General features: G+C 41.9%; 16 protein-coding genes. 4 read left to right on the forward strand and 12 right to left on the reverse strand.

Translation table 11 applies throughout. The features are described 5' to 3' along the window. Positions 1-6: 6 nt before the first annotated feature. The 10 genes from B3297_RS17230 to B3297_RS17275 form a co-directional block, all read right to left on the reverse strand. On the reverse strand, positions 7-1,320 hold the full coding sequence (locus B3297_RS17230; protein ID WP_046672915.1) for a Gfo/Idh/MocA family oxidoreductase: 1,314 nt from the start codon (positions 1,318-1,320) through the stop codon (positions 7-9). Between the two features lie 26 nt (positions 1,321-1,346). Further along, positions 1,347-2,315 carry a formylglycine-generating enzyme family protein gene (locus B3297_RS17235; protein ID WP_286779173.1) on the reverse strand — a complete coding sequence of 323 codons (969 nt, stop codon included), beginning with the start codon at positions 2,313-2,315 and terminating at the stop codon, positions 1,347-1,349. Positions 2,316-2,549: 234 nt separating this feature from the next. Then, positions 2,550-3,140, reverse strand: a complete 591-nt coding sequence (locus B3297_RS17240; protein ID WP_286779174.1) for a hypothetical protein — start codon at positions 3,138-3,140, stop codon at positions 2,550-2,552. 5 nt (positions 3,141-3,145) lie between these two features. Continuing rightward, a complete protein-coding gene (locus B3297_RS17245) occupies positions 3,146-3,889 on the reverse strand; it encodes a hypothetical protein (protein ID WP_286779175.1) in 744 nt (247 codons plus the stop codon). A gap of 350 nt (positions 3,890-4,239) precedes the next feature. Further along, positions 4,240-4,503 carry a 50S ribosomal protein L27 gene (gene rpmA, locus B3297_RS17250; protein ID WP_046672918.1) on the reverse strand — a complete coding sequence of 88 codons (264 nt, stop codon included), beginning with the start codon at positions 4,501-4,503 and terminating at the stop codon, positions 4,240-4,242. Between the two features lie 44 nt (positions 4,504-4,547). After that, entirely contained in the window at positions 4,548-4,859 is a 312-nt protein-coding gene (gene rplU, locus B3297_RS17255; RefSeq protein WP_028068281.1) for a 50S ribosomal protein L21, read from the reverse strand. 160 nt (positions 4,860-5,019) lie between these two features. Next, positions 5,020-7,062, reverse strand: a complete 2,043-nt coding sequence (locus B3297_RS17260; protein ID WP_286779176.1) for a M13 family metallopeptidase — start codon at positions 7,060-7,062, stop codon at positions 5,020-5,022. Positions 7,063-7,092: 30 nt separating this feature from the next. Continuing rightward, a complete protein-coding gene (locus B3297_RS17265; RefSeq protein ID WP_046672920.1) occupies positions 7,093-8,601 on the reverse strand; it encodes a bifunctional GNAT family N-acetyltransferase/carbon-nitrogen hydrolase family protein in 1,509 nt (502 codons plus the stop codon). A 417-nt stretch (positions 8,602-9,018) separates the two neighbouring features. Further along, positions 9,019-9,360: a DUF3467 domain-containing protein gene (locus B3297_RS17270; RefSeq protein WP_046672455.1), complete on the reverse strand. Its 342-nt coding sequence runs from the start codon at positions 9,358-9,360 to the stop codon at positions 9,019-9,021. Positions 9,361-9,396: 36 nt separating this feature from the next. Continuing rightward, a complete protein-coding gene (locus B3297_RS17275; protein ID WP_070561144.1) occupies positions 9,397-10,515 on the reverse strand; it encodes a M42 family metallopeptidase in 1,119 nt (372 codons plus the stop codon). Between the two features lie 272 nt (positions 10,516-10,787). Between B3297_RS17275 and lgt the strand changes: the two genes are divergently transcribed. From lgt to B3297_RS17295, 4 genes are all read left to right on the forward strand, one after another. Continuing rightward, entirely contained in the window at positions 10,788-11,603 is an 816-nt protein-coding gene (gene lgt, locus B3297_RS17280; protein ID WP_159332956.1) for a prolipoprotein diacylglyceryl transferase, read from the forward strand. 152 nt (positions 11,604-11,755) lie between these two features. Then, positions 11,756-12,946: a tryptophan synthase subunit beta gene (gene trpB, locus B3297_RS17285; protein ID WP_236560212.1), complete on the forward strand. Its 1,191-nt coding sequence runs from the start codon at positions 11,756-11,758 to the stop codon at positions 12,944-12,946. A gap of 94 nt (positions 12,947-13,040) precedes the next feature. Beyond that, positions 13,041-13,583, forward strand: a complete 543-nt coding sequence (locus B3297_RS17290) for a L,D-transpeptidase family protein (RefSeq protein WP_159332957.1) — start codon at positions 13,041-13,043, stop codon at positions 13,581-13,583. A 202-nt stretch (positions 13,584-13,785) separates the two neighbouring features. Then, a complete protein-coding gene (locus B3297_RS17295) occupies positions 13,786-14,352 on the forward strand; it encodes an AraC family transcriptional regulator (protein ID WP_070561147.1) in 567 nt (188 codons plus the stop codon). 231 nt (positions 14,353-14,583) lie between these two features. On the opposite strand, the gene B3297_RS17300 is transcribed toward B3297_RS17295, so the two are convergent. Together B3297_RS17300 and glmS are read right to left on the reverse strand one after the other, a co-directional pair. Then, positions 14,584-16,764, reverse strand: a complete 2,181-nt coding sequence (locus B3297_RS17300; RefSeq protein ID WP_115049032.1) for a DUF4954 family protein — start codon at positions 16,762-16,764, stop codon at positions 14,584-14,586. 8 nt (positions 16,765-16,772) lie between these two features. Continuing rightward, positions 16,773-18,614, reverse strand: coding sequence for a glutamine--fructose-6-phosphate transaminase (isomerizing) (gene glmS, locus B3297_RS17305; RefSeq protein ID WP_286727020.1), 1,842 nt, complete (start codon positions 18,612-18,614; stop codon positions 16,773-16,775). Between the last annotated feature and the right edge of the window lie 12 nt (positions 18,615-18,626).

The following is an 18,626-nucleotide window of genomic DNA, read 5'->3' on the forward strand; positions in this document are numbered from 1 at the left end:
AATTGCTTAAATATATAAGTTGGTGTTTTGACCAGGCATCGCTACTGGGTAAAAACCTTCTGCATCCGGAAGTAATTTTGGTTTAGCATCCCAAGCAAGTACATCTGGTCCCAATTTGATGGTCGATTTCAAGGCTTCATCCCACTTGATTACCTTACCGGTATAACAAGCGATACGTCCGATAATACCTGTTAACGTACTGTAAGCACCATATTCTGCATTATCAAATTTATATTCGCCTTTCGAAATTGCCGTAAATAGTTCTTTATGTTCTTGCTGATACGGGTTTGGATTACCCTTCGCATCATGGCGATAGATTTCCTTTCCCTTCCAGTCGTACAATACAGCCTGTCCACCTGCAGAAAGATAAGCACGTCCTTTTGTTGCCTGGAATTGCTCGTCTACACGGTTATGTATACCTTCGAAGTGTCTACATTGACTATAAACAACGCTGTTGTCGGCATAGGTCAATTCTAATGCAAAATTATCATAGATTTCACCATACTCTTTGCCGGTGCGGTGTGCCCTGCTACCTGTACCTTGGATCGATACCGGGTAAGCACCTTTCACCCAATTGGCGATATCAATATTGTGTACGTGCTGCTCTACGATATGATCGCCACACAACCAGTTGAAATAATACCAGTTACGCATTTGGTACTCCATTTCAGTTTGCTCTGGCTTACGCGGACGCACCCATACGCCACCTGAGTTCCAATAAACTTGTCCCGAAGTAACATCACCGATTGCACCCTCGTGGATACGTTTGATCGCCTCACGGTAATTCGTTTGATAACGGCGTTGTAAACCGACTACAACATTCAATTTTTTACGTTTAGCTTCTGCAGCCACACGTAAGACCTGCTGTACACCAGGGATATCAACAGCGACCGGTTTCTCCATGAAAACATGTTTACCTTGACGGATCGCTTCCTCAAAATGCATTGGTCTAAATCCTGGAGGAGTCGCTAAAATAACAACATCGGCCAATTGAATTGCATCTTTATATGCATCGAACCCCACAAATTTGTGATTGTCACTTACATCGATCTTATCTTGCCATTTTTCCTTCAGCGTTTTATAAGTACTCTCTAAATTATCTTTAAAAGCATCTGCAAGAGCCACCACTTTAATGTTCATGCCCGAACTTAGCGCATCAAATGTAGCTCCAGTTCCGCGGCCCCCACAGCCCACTAAGGCAACTTTGATAACATCCGAACCAGCGGCATATGCACCTGATAAAGGCATTGAGCTCAGCACAGCGCCTCCAGCAACTACAGCAGAAGTTTTAATAAAATCTCTTCTTTCTAGATTTTCCATAACAGTTTTATATTGATTATTTTATATTAAAAGTCTTTGATTGGCTGTTTGTCGTAATAAGCCATAATCTCTTCGTGACTAGGTGGGTTGAGGGGTCTGACTAGTCTCATGCCCACGAATGGGGCTTCTGGAAACCACCAGTTACTTTTTGGAATTTGTGGATCCAACTGTTTCCATACGGGATCTGAGGCACCACGCGCTGCAGAGCGCATGTCCTCGGCACCACTGTCAAAAGCACCACCACGTACAACATGTGGATACAGGGTTGTCGGAACGACTACAGGATTAGTCAATACCTTGCCTTTACCTTCATTGTAACTATCGGCCTTATATTGATCATAAGTCCATTCGGCAACATTGCCATAAATATCATAAAGGCCCCAAGGATTCGGTTTCTTCTGTCCTACAATATGTGTTTTCTGTTCAGCATTATCTTTAAACCAGGCATAATCTGCTAATGGCGTTGCTTGATCACCGAAAAAATAAGTCGTCTTTGAACCTGCTCGAGCTGCATATTCCCACTCGGCCTCTGTTGGTAAACGGTAAAATACACCGGTACGGACATACAGCCACTTACAGAATTGAATAGCATTGTAATGGGTCATCGCTAGGGCCGGGTGCCCTTCCTTTCCAAAACCAAAAGTCATATCCAAATAAGGTTTGGTCGGTCGCGTAACGGCATCAATCTCTTTCGATACTTTACCGTCCTTACTCTTTGCGATCTCATAATCTTTATACAGAAATGGCTCAAACAGATCCCAGGTTACTTCATACTGCCCCATCCAAAATGGATCTAACTTCACCTCGTGTGCAGGTTTTTCATCCTCTTTCCCACCACTTGTAGTTCCCATTTTAAAATTACCGCCAGGGATTGCCAGCATTTTGAACGTCAGATTAGTCCCTTCAATAGGTTGTTCATAAGGTTCGAAAGCTTTCTGAGCCATAGCGTGCACGCCGGCAAATAACAAAACAGGAATAAAGATTCTTTTTAACATATTTAGGTTTGTAATTAAAGACTAAAATATAAAATAAGGTGTATACTTTACACTTTGACACTATAACTTTTTTATTACAGTTTAATTCTTAACATAATAGTCCATTCGTAATATCGATTTAGCCAGATGCTGGCAAGTATCCAGGGTAACTTAACTAGCCTGAAAATCAAGATCAATAAAAAAGGTTTTCCATTCTCATGGAAAACCTTAATATCTTATCACAGTATGCTCTGTCTAAAGCAGAATCTTACGACTTACCGCTTTATCGATGGTAATATATCCCGGATAGAATACCGACTGCCCTGCGATATTGATAGAAGGTTTCACTTTTAACGTAAATATTCCCTTTTTATTCTCATCGCTCGACATTAAAAAATCCTGCAGGTCCGAATTCTTCAACAAATCATAGATATTGGTCGCTATACGCACATTGGCTACGGTAGATTCTCCGGGCTCTATTTGTAATGATTGATTGACAATCCCTTCCACAAGCTGCTGTCCACCATAAAGAATGATATACTGAAACTTATTAATTGATGCCTTTTTGAGCGTTGGGTTGTCTATTTTAAGTCGGATAACTGCATTCAATGGAATATCTTTCCGCAAATAGGCCAACGCCAGGCTTGGCGCTGCTCCCAGGTCGATTTGATTATTCTTGATCAGTCGTTGCAATGATGTTCCGGCCAACCGAATACTATCTACCGATTCCACATCGAACTTACATTTCGCCAAATTCTCGATCTGTGCCTTTTGTCGATTCACGCCGCAGCCGGCGATAAACAAACCCAGCAGAACCAAACATCCAAATAAAATTTTCTTGCTCATAATCCCTATTTTCCTCCAAATTTATATAAAACTCCCAGTGTAAACAATGGGTACCCTGCTTTTAAATAGGTATTACTTTTAAAACCAAATACCATACCGTTCGTATATTGCAGCTTCCATCCTTTCCCTAAGCCCATCCTTGTATAAAATACAGGTTCAATAAGCATATTGTCTTCTTTCTCTGCCGGAAGACCATCAATAGCGAAATTCTTCATCCGCATATTGCTCAACCGAATGATGGTACCGTAATCGATATCGTGCCGGTTGCCAAACAACTTTAGGGCATCCTTTTTCTCCGATGAAAAGTTTACCTGCACAAACACCTTTTCAAAATCCATATCCTTCGTTTCCACAATAGCTTGTCCCATCGTCGACGAACGCTTATCAACCACACTGGTATTGCCTAGCCCATACCCCCCGTAAACCTCAAATACACGATTATTTTTCCGACCGAAGCGTGTATAATAGCCAATCCCCGCTTCGCCCATCTTTTGCGCATAGTCTTTGATATTGGATATATTATCCACATAGGAACCATTGGCGATGACAGCTACATGATCGGTTACGGCTACCCCCAGGTTGGCCGATACATTAGCCTTTGTATTGATATTACCGGAAACATATACCTCCCCAGCTTCTGTAAACATCGGCGCTGAAGGCACATTAGGCATGTAAATCGAACTACAGGAATAAAATGAACAGGCAAATAACCCCGCACACAAACCATATCCAAACTTGTTGTATTTCATATGTAAGTATTTATTCAATCGTGCTTGCATCCAATGGTATTCCGGAATGTTTCGCCTATTGTCTTAAAAACACCTATCCTTTATAAAAATTGTACCAAAGCTTTACATTTAACAGAAAATAACAATTTAAATAAAACCAAAACCTTAACGCACTCATTACCAACTCCGATAAATTGGCGGGGCAGCAGCGCTGCGGGTCAACGATATTGCCAATAGTGGCTCTGTGCAACGAAAGTGCAGCAAGTAGCATCCGATTTCGTTCCTATTGCCCAAGGGTAGATCCATGGGAGAACAGACAAACAAAAAAAGGCATCAATTTCTTGATGCCTTTCCAATATTGTTGCAAAACCTTACGCTTGTTCTGTAGGAACTACAGATACATAAGATTTATTGTTAGCTTTTTTACGGAAAACTACTTTACCGTCTACTAAAGCGAACAATGTGTGGTCTTTACCAATACCAACGTTTGTGTCAGGATTGTGTTGTGTACCGCGTTGGCGTACGATGATGTTACCAGCGATTGCTTGTTGACCACCGAAGATTTTGATACCTAAACGCTTGCTATGTGACTCACGGCCGTTCTTAGAACTACCCGCACCTTTTTTGTGTGCCATTTCTTTATCTTAATTTAAGACTATTTGTCTGATTAAAAATTCAATTATAACGTAATACCAGTGATCTGGATTTTAGAAAATTGTTGACGGTGACCGTTTTTCTTTTTGTAGCCTTTACGACGTTTTTTCTTGAAAACGATAACTTTATCGCCTTTTAAATGAGACAAAATTTTAGCCGAAACTTTTGCACCAGCAACGCTAGGTGTACCAATGGTAAATTTACCACCGTCTTCTGCTAACAATACATTGTCAAATTCAATACTAGCGCCTTCATCTCCTTGTAAACGGTGTACAAAAAGGAACTGGTCTTTTGCAACCTTAAATTGCTGTCCTGCTATATTTACTATTGCGTACATTGTTAATTAATTAAATGTGTTATTAAATGAAGGGCAAAAGTAATCAGTTTTTATCATAATTCAAAGACAAATTTACTTTTTCGTTTCCATTTAAACGTTATCAGTTGAACAGCATGACCTTAATCCGTATTAGGACAATGCTGTTCACGCCTGTTTCCGCTTACCAAACCAAAATTCTTTTCTCCGGTGCCACATACATTTTTGCTGTAGGCTGTACATTAAATGCTTTATAGAAAGCCTCCATATTGTATACGGGACCATTTACCCGAAATTGTTCGGGGCTATGTGGATCAACTTTTAAACGTAGCCGCATGCGCTCATCGCTGCTCTTTACGCGCCACACTTGCGCAAAACTCAGGAAGAAACGTTGATCTGGAGTAAAGCCATCAATCTTGTCCTGCCCCTGCCCTTGTTTGGTTAATTTAAAGGCATCATAGGCAATATTTAAACCGCCGATATCCGCCAGGTTTTCACCTAAAGTAAGCTCACCGTTTACATGTTGATTGTCCAACAGCGTAAAACCACCATATAACTTCGCTACCTGATTAGCGCGTTCCGTAAACTGTTTCGCATCCACTGCAGTCCACCAGTCATTCAAGTTACCGTCTTTATCATATTGGCGCCCCTGATCATCAAAACCATGTGTCATCTCGTGTCCGATAACGGCACCGATAGCGCCATAATTGATTGCATCGTCCGCGTTGGCATCAAAGAAGGGGAACTGCAAGATGCCGGCCGGAAATACAATCTCATTATACGGTGGATTGTAATAGGCATTCACCGTAGGTGTTGTCATCAGCCATTCTGCCTTGTCAACCGGTTTACCAATTTTACCCGCCATTTCTTTATAAGCATGCTTTGCAGCAGACTGCAAGTTGGCATAGTAGGTATCTTTGGCGACTTCCACATCACTATAATCTTTCCACTTCTGCGGGTAGCCGATTTTTTTGGTGAAGGCTTCCAATTTTTCAATCGCTTTCTTTTTGGTTTCAGGCGTCATCCAGTCCAATTTCTCAATGCGGCTCTTATAGACTTTCTGCAAATTGTCGACCAATTCGAGCATTCGTTTTTTTGCTTCGGGCTTGAAGTATTCATCCACATACAACTTACCCACAATCTCGCCAAGATTCTCGTCCGCCGAACTCACCATCAGCTTCCACCGCTCTTTCTCCTGCTTCTGACCATTTAGGGTTTTCCCGAATAATTCAAACTTGGCCTCCCGGAAACCTTTGCTCAGTGCCGTCGCAGAAGCATTCGCTAAATCTGCTTTTAGTTTTGTCTTCCAGCTATCTAAGGACTGCGACTTCAACAAATTATTTAAAGCAAGGTAAAATTTTGGCTGCTGTACCAAAATCGTGTCGGTCTTCACATCCAAGCGTCGCAGAATATCTTTCCAGTTGAGGTTTGGCGTTTGCTTCTGAAATTCCTGTACCGCAAATTTGTGGTAGTTTTTAATGGGATCCCGCAATTCTACAGGTGTGGCATGCGATTTGGCAATTTCTGTTTCCAGGCGTAGCACTTCCTCAGCCGACTTTTGGGCATTTGCCCCTTCACCGATCAGTCCGAATAACTTGACCAGATACGCGACATAGGCCTCCCGGATCTTCTTCGCTTTCTCATCCTGATCTAAATAATAACTTGCTTCAGGCAAGTTGAGTCCCCCCTGAAAAAATTGCAATGCATTCTTAGTGCTGATCCGGTCATCCGCGGCGACATAAAAGGTAAAAAGATCACCATCGCCCTCCTTAAATCCATCTGCAGCATACGCAATCAATTCATCAATACTTTTCAATCCATTGATTTTTTGAATGGCCCCTTCGATCGGTTTCGCACCCAATTTATCGATCGTCACCGTATCCATACCACTCGCATAGAAATCGCCAGCCTTTTGCTGATCTGAACCTTTTTTGTTGTCGGACTTTGCGGCCCCTTCCAAAATAGATTTCAGGTTTGCCAGATTTTCGTCGGCGAGCACATAAAAGGAGCCCCATCCTGTTTCCGATGCCGGGATCTGCGTATTTTTCATCCAGCTTCCATTCGCATATTGGAAGAAATTATCTCCTGGATTCACCGTCGTATCCATACCTGAGACATCAAAAAAATTTGTGCGGACCTCCTGAGCAGTATCGCTTTTCTTATTTGACTGACATGACATCATCATTAAGACCATGGATAGCGTCCCCCATTTGACTTTTTGTATCATATTTTAAGAGATTAAAAGCGTATTTAAATTTTACTTCAAAAGTTTCACTTCGTACAGATCCTTCCGCCTATCCTTCTTCACTTTAACAGTACCATACTCATGTAGGTCGCGCAGCGCATACAGATCAACGTCGGCAATAAGCACCATCTCCGCATTCGGTGTCGCCTCGGCTTTGATGGCATTATTGGGAAAAGCAAAGTCTGAAGGAGTAAAAACGGCGGACTGCGAATATTGTATATCCATATTATTCACACGCGGCAAATTACCCACAGAGCCAGCAATAGCCACATAACATTCATTTTCTATCGCCCTGGCCTGCGCGCAGGTACGCACCCGGATGTACCCGTTTTGGGTATCCGTCATAAAGGGCACAAATAGAATCTGCATGCCCTGATCGGCCAAAATACGGCTCAGTTCAGGAAACTCGACATCGTAACAGATCAACAGCCCTACTTTACCACAATCGGTGTCAAATACTTTCACTTCACTACCACCCACCATACCATAGTATTTAAATTCATTTGGCGTGATATGAATTTTTTTAAACTCATCCAGCTTACCGTTGCGATGACAGAGGTAGGAAACATTGTAGAGTTTTTTGTTTTCCATCAATGGCATGGAACCCGCAATGATATTAACGTTGTAGGATACAGCAAACTGTTGAATGCGGTCGATAATCTCGGAGGTATGCTGCGCAAGCCTTTCCATCGCCAGGCGCTCGGGAAGATCGTTATAAGGGCTCATGAGCGGCGTATTGAAAAATTCCGGAAACATGATAAAATCTGTTCCATAATCACTCACGGTATCCACAAAAAACTCGATCTGATCATAAAATGCCTCCAGATTATCAAACAAGCGCATCTGCCATTGCACCAGCCCCAAACGGATCGTCTGCTTGGTGGTCGAAATGGACCGTGTCTCTGACTCATAATAAATATTATTCCATTCCAACAGGGTAGCAAACTCCATCGATTCAGCATCTTCAGGCAGATAATGCTTGAGTATTTTTTTGACATGAAAATCATTTGAAAGCTGAAAGGTCAGCGTCGGATCATAGATCTCCTTGCGTTTGACTTTCTCGATGTAAACCCGCGGACTCATTTTATCCGCATAGTTATGGTAATTGGGAATACGGCCCCCGGCAACAATACATTTGAGGTTCATCTGTTCACACAGCTCCTTACGCGCATCATAGAGACGCCGGCCGAGACGTAACGCCCGATGTGCCGGATGAACAAACACTTCTATTCCGTAAAGGGTGTCTCCATCATCACTATGCTTGGTAAACTTACCGTCATCGATAATCTCATAATAGCTATCGTAAATATTATTCTTTTTTGAATTCAGGATAATGGACAAGGCACAGGCAACGACATGTCCATCAATCTCCACACATAATTGCCCTTCGGGAAATATATCAATCAAATCCTGAATATTTTCCTTTGACCAGGTCTCACCTGCACCATCATAAGCCTGTTCCATCGATCGTTTCAAATCAACATAATCCTTCTTTGTCAAGTTCCGCACTTGAATATCCATATAAATCTCCTTTTTGAATTAGTTATCTAAATTTAGTAAAAGTAAATGCCAAGTCCAAAACTAACAATAGCCCACAGGCGAATATCAGATGGCATCCAACTTTATATTTTAGACAGTGCTTACTCAGTGATTGTTCAGTGCTCGTTCAGTGCTTGCTCAGTGTAGACTGAATATGCACTGACTTATTACTGTCTAAACATTGATTAAGAAATATTAATAGGCACTACCTGATATGCAGATGTTTCAATTTTAATTAGATCTTGATGATCTTATCCCTTAACAGGTAGTTAGGGCAATCGTTTTTTTCGTACATGAACCCAATTGGAGCATCGGAAAGACTTTGCTGAAATCAAGGACATAAAAAAAGCGCCAATGTTCAATTGGCGCTTTTGATATCTCAATGATAGCTGCAATCAACTATGCTTGACCTTGTGGCGTTCCAAAAGGGAATGCAACTGTAGGATCACCACCTTGTTGAGGTTGTTCAGCAACACCTAAGTCCATTTTAATTGGGCCATTTAATGCTTCGAAACGGTTCACGTTATCAACCAATGCACCTAACAAGCGTTTTGCATGCTCTGGAGTCAAAACGATTCTTGATTTCACTTTTGCTTTTGGCACTCCTGGCATCACACGGATAAAGTCAACCACAAATTCAGTATTAGAGTGAGTGATAATCGCAAGATTTGAGTAGGTTCCTTCTGCTACTTCTTCTGTCAACTCGATGCTCAATTCGTTTTGATTTTGGTTATTTTCCATAATAATTCTAATGATAAGTTAATATATTCTTAAATTCTACTTTGTAAATGTTCTAAAATCTTGTCCGTTCTCAATATTCAATAATGTTTCGTAGATCAACCGGATCACGTTATCCACATCTTCCTTGTGCACCATCTCCACTGTTGTGTGCATATAACGGAGTGGTAAAGAAATCAACGCAGACGGTACACCACCATTGCTATAGGCAAATGCATCCGTATCAGTTCCTGTAAAACGAGAAGAAGCCTGACGCTGGAAAGGAATATTATTCTTCTCAGCAACTTTAACCAACAGTTTATTCAGATTAATCTGAACCGCTGGAGCGTAGGACAATACCGGACCTTTCCCTGAAAATAGATCGCCCTGCGTGATCTTATTGATCATCGGAGTTTGCGTATCATGTGTCACATCAGTTACGATGGCGACATTCGGTTTGATACGATCTGCAATCATTTCGGCACCGCGTAAACCAATCTCTTCTTGCACCGAATTTACGATATATAATCCAAATGGCAATTTCTTTTTATTCTCTTTTAGCAAACGAGCAACCTCAGCGATCATAAAACCACCGGCACGATTGTCCATAGCCCGCCCAACATAATAACGGTCGTTAAGGATAGAGAATGTATCTTCGTATGTAATGACACAACCGACATGTATTCCCAAGGCTTCAACCTCTTCTTTGGTACTACAGCCACAGTCCAAAAAGATATTTTTCAGCGAAGGATTTTCTTCTTTCTCTCCCGAACGCGTATGAATTGCCGGCCAGCCGAATACAGCTTTGACAATGCCCTTTTCCGTATGAATATTCACGCGCTTAGACGGCGCAATCTGGTGATCTGAACCACCGTTACGTATTACATAGATCAGTCCGTCTTTGGTAATGTAATTGACAAACCAAGAAATCTCATCCGCATGAGCCTCTATAACGACCTTATACTCCGCTTTTGGATTGATTACCCCTACAGCTGTACCGTAGTTGTCAACGAATGTATCATCAACATAAGGCTTCAAATAATCCAACCACAGGCGCTGTCCTTCCCACTCAAATCCTGTAGGAGAAGCATTATTGATATATTTCTCAAAAAATGAAAGCGAATCTTTCGTCACAACCGCGTCGTGCTTCGGCTCTTTTTTCTTGTTTTTTTCTGCCATCTTTTCCTTTTCTATTTACTTTCGTCAAAATATGAAAATTTCAATGAAATGCAAAAGTAAAAATGTTTTTTGAAATATTGTTTGCGCAATTTATTTTAGGTTATACGCTCCTCTTTAAGTAAAAAGGATCCGCAAAAGACAATATTTTGTTCACGATGAATGAATTAGATCCGCAGCCCAATGATATTCTGCTTAAAAACAAATTGTAGGAATAAAAAAATGAGATTAAAGCTTATCTTTACTTCAAAGTAATTTAAAAAGCTATAAAATTTATGAATTCAATATTAAGTGCAATACATTGGAATATTGACCCCGAAATGTTCAACTTTGGCGCTTTTGCCCTTCGCTATTATGCCTTATGCTGGTTGTTAGCGTTTTTTGTTTCATACGTAATGATGTTACGTATATTCAAAAAGGAAGGCCGCACACAAGAACAGTTGGATCAGCTTTCAATTTATATTTTTCTGGGCACTTTGATCGGAGCACGATTAGGACACTGCCTATTTTACGATTTTGACTATTACAAAGATCATATACTTGAAATCTTTCTGCCATTCAAATGGGATAAAACAGGATTTCATATCACTGGTTTTGCAGGTTTGGCTTCTCACGGTGGCGCCATTGGAATTATCCTCGCACTCTATTTATTCTGCAGAAAAACAAAAACTGATTTTCTGTGGTTAGCGGACCGATTGGTCGTTGTAGTCCCTATTGCCGGTGCACTTATCCGTATCGGAAATTTCTTCAATTCCGAAATTATTGGCACACCTACAGATCTACCCTGGGCTATCGTGTTCGAACGTGTAGACAATGTACCACGCCACCCAGGGCAGCTTTATGAAGCAATCGCCTATATTTTGATCTTCATTATCATTGGCTCCCTATTCAAATCAAATCCCAATCGCCAAAAAGGCCAATTATTTGGCATATTCATGGTCCTATTATTTGGTGCACGCATGGTCTTGGAACATTTTAAAATTGACCAAGAACCTTTCGAGCAAAGTATGGCTTTAAATATGGGCCAATTACTGAGTATACCTTTTATTCTGGTAGGCTTCTACTTTATCTTCCGGAAAACCAAAGCTTAAAACAGGAGACATTGTTTTTGTTTGCTAATACAAGATTTTACAGGCATCTTTTCTACAAAAGATGCCTTGTTTTTTTTCTATACCTGCAAAGATTACTATATTAGGCTTCAATAAACAATATATCTTTTTACAACAAGAAACTTAAGCCTAAAATGAGTCTAACACAAGCTGCATCTGTCGAAGCAAATGAGAAGATGCTTCAATACAATGGTCAATATGGAGAATTTGGCGGATCTTACATCCCACCAGTATTGGAAGAGCAATTGAATAAACTGGCTGCTTTTTTCGATAGTCATGTCCAAAAAGAAGAATTCCAGAAAGAGTTTATTGCGATCTTAAAACATTATGTCGGTCGCCCCTCACCTTTATATTACGCGAAGAATTTAAGCGAACACGTAGGTTCCAAAATCTATTTGAAGCGGGAAGATTTAAACCATACAGGTTCCCACAAGATAAACAACTGTATCGGTCAAATTCTTTTGGCTAAACAAATGGGAGCTACAGAGATCATTGCCGAAACTGGCGCCGGTCAACATGGTGTTGCAACAGCAACAGCAGCAGCATTGTTAAACATCCCCTGTAAAGTATTTATGGGCGAAATCGATGCTGCGCGGCAGGCCCTGAACGTCAAACGCATGGAATTGTTGGGTGCCGAGGTTGTAACGACCAACTTAGGTAGCCGTACATTGAAGGATGCCGTAGACGCGGCCTTGATGTATTACGTCGAAAATCCCACATCCTATTATCTGCTGGGATCGCATGTTGGCCCACATCCCTATCCAAAAATGGTCGGCTATTTTCAAAGCGTTATCGGTAAAGAAGCACGCCAGCAGATCCTTGATCAGGAAGGGCGCCTTCCCGACAGCATCTTTGCCTGTGTGGGTGGCGGGTCAAATGCGATTGGCTTATTTTCGGGTTTTCTCGATGATCATGCCGTCGAAATTCATGGTGGTGAAGGTGGTGGCACCGGGACTTATCCAAAAACAGCAGCGACACTTTCTTTTGGTAAACCAACTGTATTCCAGGGGACATTTTCATACTGTCTGGTCGATGATGAAGGTAATCCGATCCCCTCAACCTCGGTATCTGCAGGCCTTGATTACCCGGGGATATCGCCGCAACATGCCCAGCTAAAAGATAGCAATCGTGCAAACTATCATCCCGTGACTGACACCGAGGCGATTGATGCCTACAAGTTGCTTTCCCGACTGGAAGGTATTATTCCGGCCATTGAATCGTCTCATGCTGTTGCCCTTGCGGTGAAATTGCTCAAAGACAAAAACCAAGTCGCTATTGTGAACCTTTCGGGACGTGGCGACAAGGATGTTGACCGCGAATTCTAGACGGTAACATCAAAATACATGAGTAGACCGAGTGCCGAGCCCTAGGTTATGCACTCGGTCTAAACATTTTATCCATTAGCTAACGATCGCCAAGATGAAACGACCTAGAAAACGTCGAATAGTTTTAAAAACAGTCATCAGCCTCCTCGTCTTACTTTGCCTGGGCCTGATAGGTTATAATCTTTATCCCGAACCAACGTTGGATCGGCATGCGAAAGTGGACAAACTGACTGTCTATAAATCTAAAAGGACACTATTGGCCTATAGCAAGGGAAAGCTCCTAAAATCATATCGTATTTCACTAGGCGGTCAACCTGTGGGCGACAAAGAATTTGAAGGTGATTTAAAAACACCCGAGGGTCTTTATACGATCAACGATAAAAATCCATATAGCGACTATCACAAAAACCTAGGTGTCTCCTATCCGAATGAACAAGATATCGCCCATGCCAAAAGTTTAGGAAAAGATGCCGGTGGCGACATCAAGATCCACGGACTCCGAAACGGACTAGGCTTTATCGGTAAACTGCAACGCCACATGGACTGGACTTTCGGTTGTATGGCACTTACAAACTCGGAGATTGACGAGCTTTTTGACGCTGTTCCAATAGGCACAACTATTGAAATAAAGCCCTAGCGGAAATAAAGCCTTGACTGAAATAAAGCTTAGCATCCGTCCCTTTACACTCATCTGTAGGCGATCTAACCCTTCCGTCCTATTTTTCCCCACTGCCTATTTTCAAAATACTACAAGATAAACCCTAAATATTACAACCCCATGTCTAATAAATTAGCGATTTTTGAGTTTACATGAGTAACTTGTATTTAAAATAATTCTTATGAAACTTGCAATAAAGAATATGGTATGCAATAGATGCATAATGGTTGTTGAAAATGAACTGGCGAAGCTCAATCTCCATGTTAAGCATATTTCTTTGGGCCAGGTGGAAATTGAAGAAGAACTGACCAAAGCGGAGAGCAAGCAACTTGCTGAAAATTTTTCGGAACTTGGGTTTGAACTTATTGACGATAAAAGAACCGTCATCATCGAACAGGTAAAACATGTGGTGTTGGATCTCATCCGTAATCAACATAACGACACCAGCCTTAATCTTTCCGAAATCATCAGCAAGAAAGTGCACCATGATTACAACTACATCTCCAATCTATTTTCGGATGTTGAAGGGATCACCATCGAAAAATACTTCATCGGCCAGAAAATTGAATATGTCAAAGAGTTATTGGTTTACGATGAGCTGACATTAAGTGAGATTGCCTATAAACTCAATTACTCCAGTGTTGCCTATTTAAGTAATCAATTCAAAAAAGTAACCGGATTGACGCCAAGCCACTTTAAACAGATCAAAGACAATAAACGTAAGCCGCTCGATAAAATCAACGAGTAAAGGCGTGGAACGACAAAAGCAAGCTTCATAGCAGCCTCGGCCGCCAGGATTAGAAAACAGACAAAAAACAGAAGCAACTGGTCAAAGAAAAGAAGCAGCAGGCCAAATGAAGAAGTGACAAATCAAAGAAAAGAAGCAGCTGCCCAAAGAAGAGCAGGTCAAAAAAGCAACTGGTCAACAAAAAGAACAGCAGGTCAAAAAAGAAAAGGCTTCCGAGCGGAAGCCTTTCTTTTAAAATTGCCCTTTCAAATTAGCAACCCTTATCTTGAATATCTCTAATTCTTTTTGTTGTTGATTGATAAAAGAATTCTCCTCCAGTTTTCCGACCACAATATCACGTTCTTCATCATTGGCATAGACCATGTTTTTGAACTGATTTTTGTAGTCTTTGGCCCGGGATTTATAAATCTGTTCACCAATCCAGATCCGGTGCCCAAGCGCCTGATCCAACAAAGATACAATTTTATCTGTTGATAAAACCATACCTTCCAAATTTAAGACTTCGATTAAAGACAAGAGTGCATGTTCACGTTTATCTAGGGGGTAATCTTTACTTTTATCATGATAGAATTCATGAATATCATCCCACGAATCTATCTTTTTTGATTTGATATCATCTAAGAAAGTGTGGAGGGCATTGCTTTCGATCAGCTGTCCACCGATATTCTCCCAGTTCGTACGCGATCGACCCGTTAAGGAGGCCATAATATCCTGCAGTGACATACCTTCCTCGAGGGCATCCATCAGGTGCAGTACACCATAATACTTAATAAACGAACGATATAAGTGATAAGCCTCGCCAACCTTCTGAATAACAGTCGGTCTGCGTGAATTTTCGGCTCCTTGCAACACGATGGTCTGATCTTTTAGGTCCATGTTGTTGGCAAGCAGTGCCCGACCGGCAACAATACGTTCGCGCTCATCCTTCCCTGCTGCAGTGTGAAGGCTGTCTGCAACGGCCAAGGCCAGCATATCCATCCCTTCAAACATTTCATTCACCGTATCCGGAGCCAACATATCGTATTCAAAATATTGATTTTTGAAATGTCGATTGTCCCGCGCCGCATACTTATTCGCATTTCGTACCAATGCATACATATTGTACATGAACCAATACCCCGGAATCAGGACCAGTTGATCATGTTGTACGTCATTGCTTACTAAGGTGAAAGGTAGCTTAATATCCAGTTCATGCAGAAAATCCCCTTTTACAATCAGGCAATACGATGCAAATCTGGAGTTGTGTTTTAGACTGACACAGAGTCCGGGCCAAAAACCACGTCCCGCGATAATTTCACCATCCGCAGCTCTGGAGTTGTGATTCGATCCTACGGTTGCTCCAGCAGCCATGTTACTTTGGCCCATCACCAATGCCGCACATAAAAACGAGTTGTTATGGTGCTGTTCATGGGCTGGAAAAATCAGGGAATTTAATACTTCACAACAGGAAATTGTCGAGTTGTCACCCAAATAAGAGTTGATCAAGCGCGCACCATATTTCAATTGCGAATAGGAAGCCAAGATAAAACGTACGGCTTTAACGCCATAAAATATACGACAGCCATAGCCAATAATTCCATTAACAAGCTCACAGCCTTCACCGATCTGCGTATACGATTCCTGGGAGGAATTGACGGTTACATTTTTCAGCTTGCTGACCCCTTTGATATAAACATCAGTCCCAATCTTGACATTCTTGATCGTTAACGTATTTTTGATGACACAACGGTCGCCAATTTGGCTGTAATAGCCGCGTTGACTTCCAAATTTTTGATCCGTAAGTTCTCCAAATCGCTGCTGTAAAGCATGATCATGCCGATTGCGGGTCCAAAGGTATACATCTGCAGCCTGCATGCCATCAAAAGGGTAAACCGAGCGGGCACCATTTTCGTTGCAGAGCTCCAGCTCGATCCGTTTCTCCGACTCTTCACCGTCACGGAGGATGCCATTACCAAACTTGGCTGTACTACCGGTCTCCATTTCCTTGATCTGGCTCAACAGCACTTCATTGCCAACAATAAAGTAGGACAAGTAGCCCACATAATGAACAGCAACATCGTCACCAAAGTCCGAGCTGATGATCGTCGAATGGTACAGGCCAATGGGCAGCTGCAAATTGCGGTAATCCAGGTAACTCGGACTCAAATTGCCGATACGGACCAGACCATAGAACTTACAGTGCTGCACCTGATTCGGATCGAAGACTGCCGATACTTTGACCTTGGTCCAGTCGCTTGACCAGTTACCGTTATGAATCAACTGTTGAATCTCCGTTTCCGTCAGATCGCGGTAGTCATTACGCGGGTTTTGCTGAAAGCGCAGGGTATATTCATCTTGTCCTGCTGGAATAAATTCATCTGGGATAAATCCATAGCCCAGCTGTTCCAAAGGTTTCTTCTTCAATACACTCATAGGCCTCCTTACTCTACAGTTACCGACTTCGCCAGGTTACGTGGTTTGTCCACATCCAATCCGAGTTCTACACCAATATAATACGATAGCAGTTGCAATGGTACAACCGAAATCAATGGCGCAATAATCTCATCGGCCTCCGGAATTTCCATAAAATCATCGGATAGATTTTCAGAAACGGTATCGCCCTTGGTAACCACCGATATGATCTTTCCCTTACGTGCTTTGATCTCCTGAATATTTGAAACAATCTTCTCGTGATAAGCATCTTTTGTAGCGATAAAAACAACAGGCAAGTTCTCATCAACCAATGCGATCGGTCCATGTTTCATCTCTGCTGCAGGGTAACCTTCGGCATGGATATAGGAAATTTCCTTGAGTTTAAGCGCACCTTCCAGGGCAACCGGGAAATTATATCCCCTACCCAAGAAAAGAAAGTCGCGGGCATCTTTGTACTTTTTGGCAATGGTTTTAATTTTATCAACCTGCGTATCCAAAATCCACTCCACCTTTTCAGGCACTTCATTTAATTCCTTTGCGAGTTTTTGATAACGCTCTTCACTGATGGAGCCTCTTAAAGAAGCAATCTTTAAGGCAATCAGGTTCAATACAGTCAACTGTGCTGTAAATGCTTTCGTACTTGCTACGCCGATTTCTGGTCCAGCATGGGTATAGGCACCTGCATCCGAAAGTCGGGCGATAGAAGATCCAACAACATTGACCACACCCAATATAATAGCACCCTGTTTTTTTGCATTTTCCAACGCAACTAATGTATCAGCCGTTTCACCACTTTGGGAAATCGCCAGGATCACATCTCCCGGATGAATAACCGGATTACGGTAGCGGAATTCCGACGCATATTCAACTTCTACATTTATGCGGCACAATTCCTCAATAACATATTCTGCAATAAGCCCGGCATGCCAGCTGGTACCGCAGGCAACAATTACAATGCGATTGGTGTTGCTGATCTCATTGGCAAATTTTTCAATGCCGCTCAGTGTAATCTGATGGGATTGCAGATCCAAACGTCCACGCATCGAGTCAAAGATCGTTTGCGGTTGCTCAAAGATCTCTTTCAACATAAAGTGATCAAAGCCCCCTTTTTCAATAGCTGACAGTTCCAGATCCAATTTTTGGATATAAGGTGTGATGCGCTCATTACCCAGATTTTTAAGGATCAGCTCCTCTGGTGTGATAATGGCCAGTTCATAGTCATTGATGTAAACAACTTCTTTGGTATACGCTAACATCGGGGAAGCATCTGAACCCAAAAAATGCTCATTTTTACCGATACCAATTACCAAAGGACTTCCCTTACGTGCTGCAATAATACGATCCGGATGACCTGCTTCCAATACGAGGATTACATAGGCCCCGACGACCCGTTTCAAAGCAATACGGATCGCTTCTTCTAACGAGCATTCATTCTGCGATTGGATTTCTTCGATAAAGTTGACCAGAACCTCTGTATCAGTATCACTTTTAAACGTATAACCTTTATTTATTAATTCTGATTTTAAGGAAGCATAGTTTTCAATGATGCCATTATGAATCATCGCGATGCGTCCGCTATTGGAATAATGCGGATGTGCATTCCGATCAGAAGGTTCACCATGGGTAGCCCAACGGGTGTGGCCTATCCCTGTGGTCGACTGTAGATCTTTTCCGTACACAAACTCTTCCAAGTTTGCGACTTTACCTGTTTTTTTGTAAACATCGATCTGCTCACCTTTATGCAATGCCACTCCAGCACTGTCATAACCACGGTATTCTAACTTTTGTAATCCGTCAATGACGATACCATACGCCTGACGATAACCTGTGTATCCTACAATTCCACACATGTATGTCTCAAT

It is taken from the genome of Sphingobacterium sp. UBA3519 (assembly GCF_002377215.1).
In the GTDB taxonomy this organism is placed as follows: domain Bacteria; phylum Bacteroidota; class Bacteroidia; order Sphingobacteriales; family Sphingobacteriaceae; genus Sphingobacterium; species Sphingobacterium multivorum.

Coding starts and splice junctions, on each gene's coding strand:
- rplU (WP_028068281.1), bottom strand. CDS start 4,859: ATGTACGCAATAGTAAATATAGCAGGACAGCAATTTAAGGTTGCAAAA.
- B3297_RS17235 (WP_286779173.1), bottom strand. CDS start 2,315: ATGTTAAAAAGAATCTTTATTCCTGTTTTGTTATTTGCCGGCGTGCAC.
- B3297_RS17260 (WP_286779176.1), bottom strand. CDS start 7,062: ATGATACAAAAAGTCAAATGGGGGACGCTATCCATGGTCTTAATGATG.
- B3297_RS17240 (WP_286779174.1), bottom strand. CDS start 3,140: ATGAGCAAGAAAATTTTATTTGGATGTTTGGTTCTGCTGGGTTTGTTT.
- trpB (WP_236560212.1), top strand. CDS start 11,756: ATGAGTCTAACACAAGCTGCATCTGTCGAAGCAAATGAGAAGATGCTT.
- B3297_RS17245 (WP_286779175.1), bottom strand. CDS start 3,889: ATGAAATACAACAAGTTTGGATATGGTTTGTGTGCGGGGTTATTTGCC.
- glmS (WP_286727020.1), bottom strand. CDS start 18,614: ATGTGTGGAATTGTAGGATACACAGGTTATCGTCAGGCGTATGGTATC.
- B3297_RS17230 (WP_046672915.1), bottom strand. CDS start 1,320: ATGGAAAATCTAGAAAGAAGAGATTTTATTAAAACTTCTGCTGTAGTT.
- rpmA (WP_046672918.1), bottom strand. CDS start 4,503: ATGGCACACAAAAAAGGTGCGGGTAGTTCTAAGAACGGCCGTGAGTCA.
- B3297_RS17295 (WP_070561147.1), top strand. CDS start 13,786: ATGAAACTTGCAATAAAGAATATGGTATGCAATAGATGCATAATGGTT.
- B3297_RS17290 (WP_159332957.1), top strand. CDS start 13,041: ATGAAACGACCTAGAAAACGTCGAATAGTTTTAAAAACAGTCATCAGC.
- B3297_RS17275 (WP_070561144.1), bottom strand. CDS start 10,515: ATGGCAGAAAAAAACAAGAAAAAAGAGCCGAAGCACGACGCGGTTGTG.
- B3297_RS17265 (WP_046672920.1), bottom strand. CDS start 8,601: ATGGATATTCAAGTGCGGAACTTGACAAAGAAGGATTATGTTGATTTG.
- lgt (WP_159332956.1), top strand. CDS start 10,788: ATGAATTCAATATTAAGTGCAATACATTGGAATATTGACCCCGAAATG.
- B3297_RS17300 (WP_115049032.1), bottom strand. CDS start 16,764: ATGAGTGTATTGAAGAAGAAACCTTTGGAACAGCTGGGCTATGGATTT.
- B3297_RS17270 (WP_046672455.1), bottom strand. CDS start 9,360: ATGGAAAATAACCAAAATCAAAACGAATTGAGCATCGAGTTGACAGAA.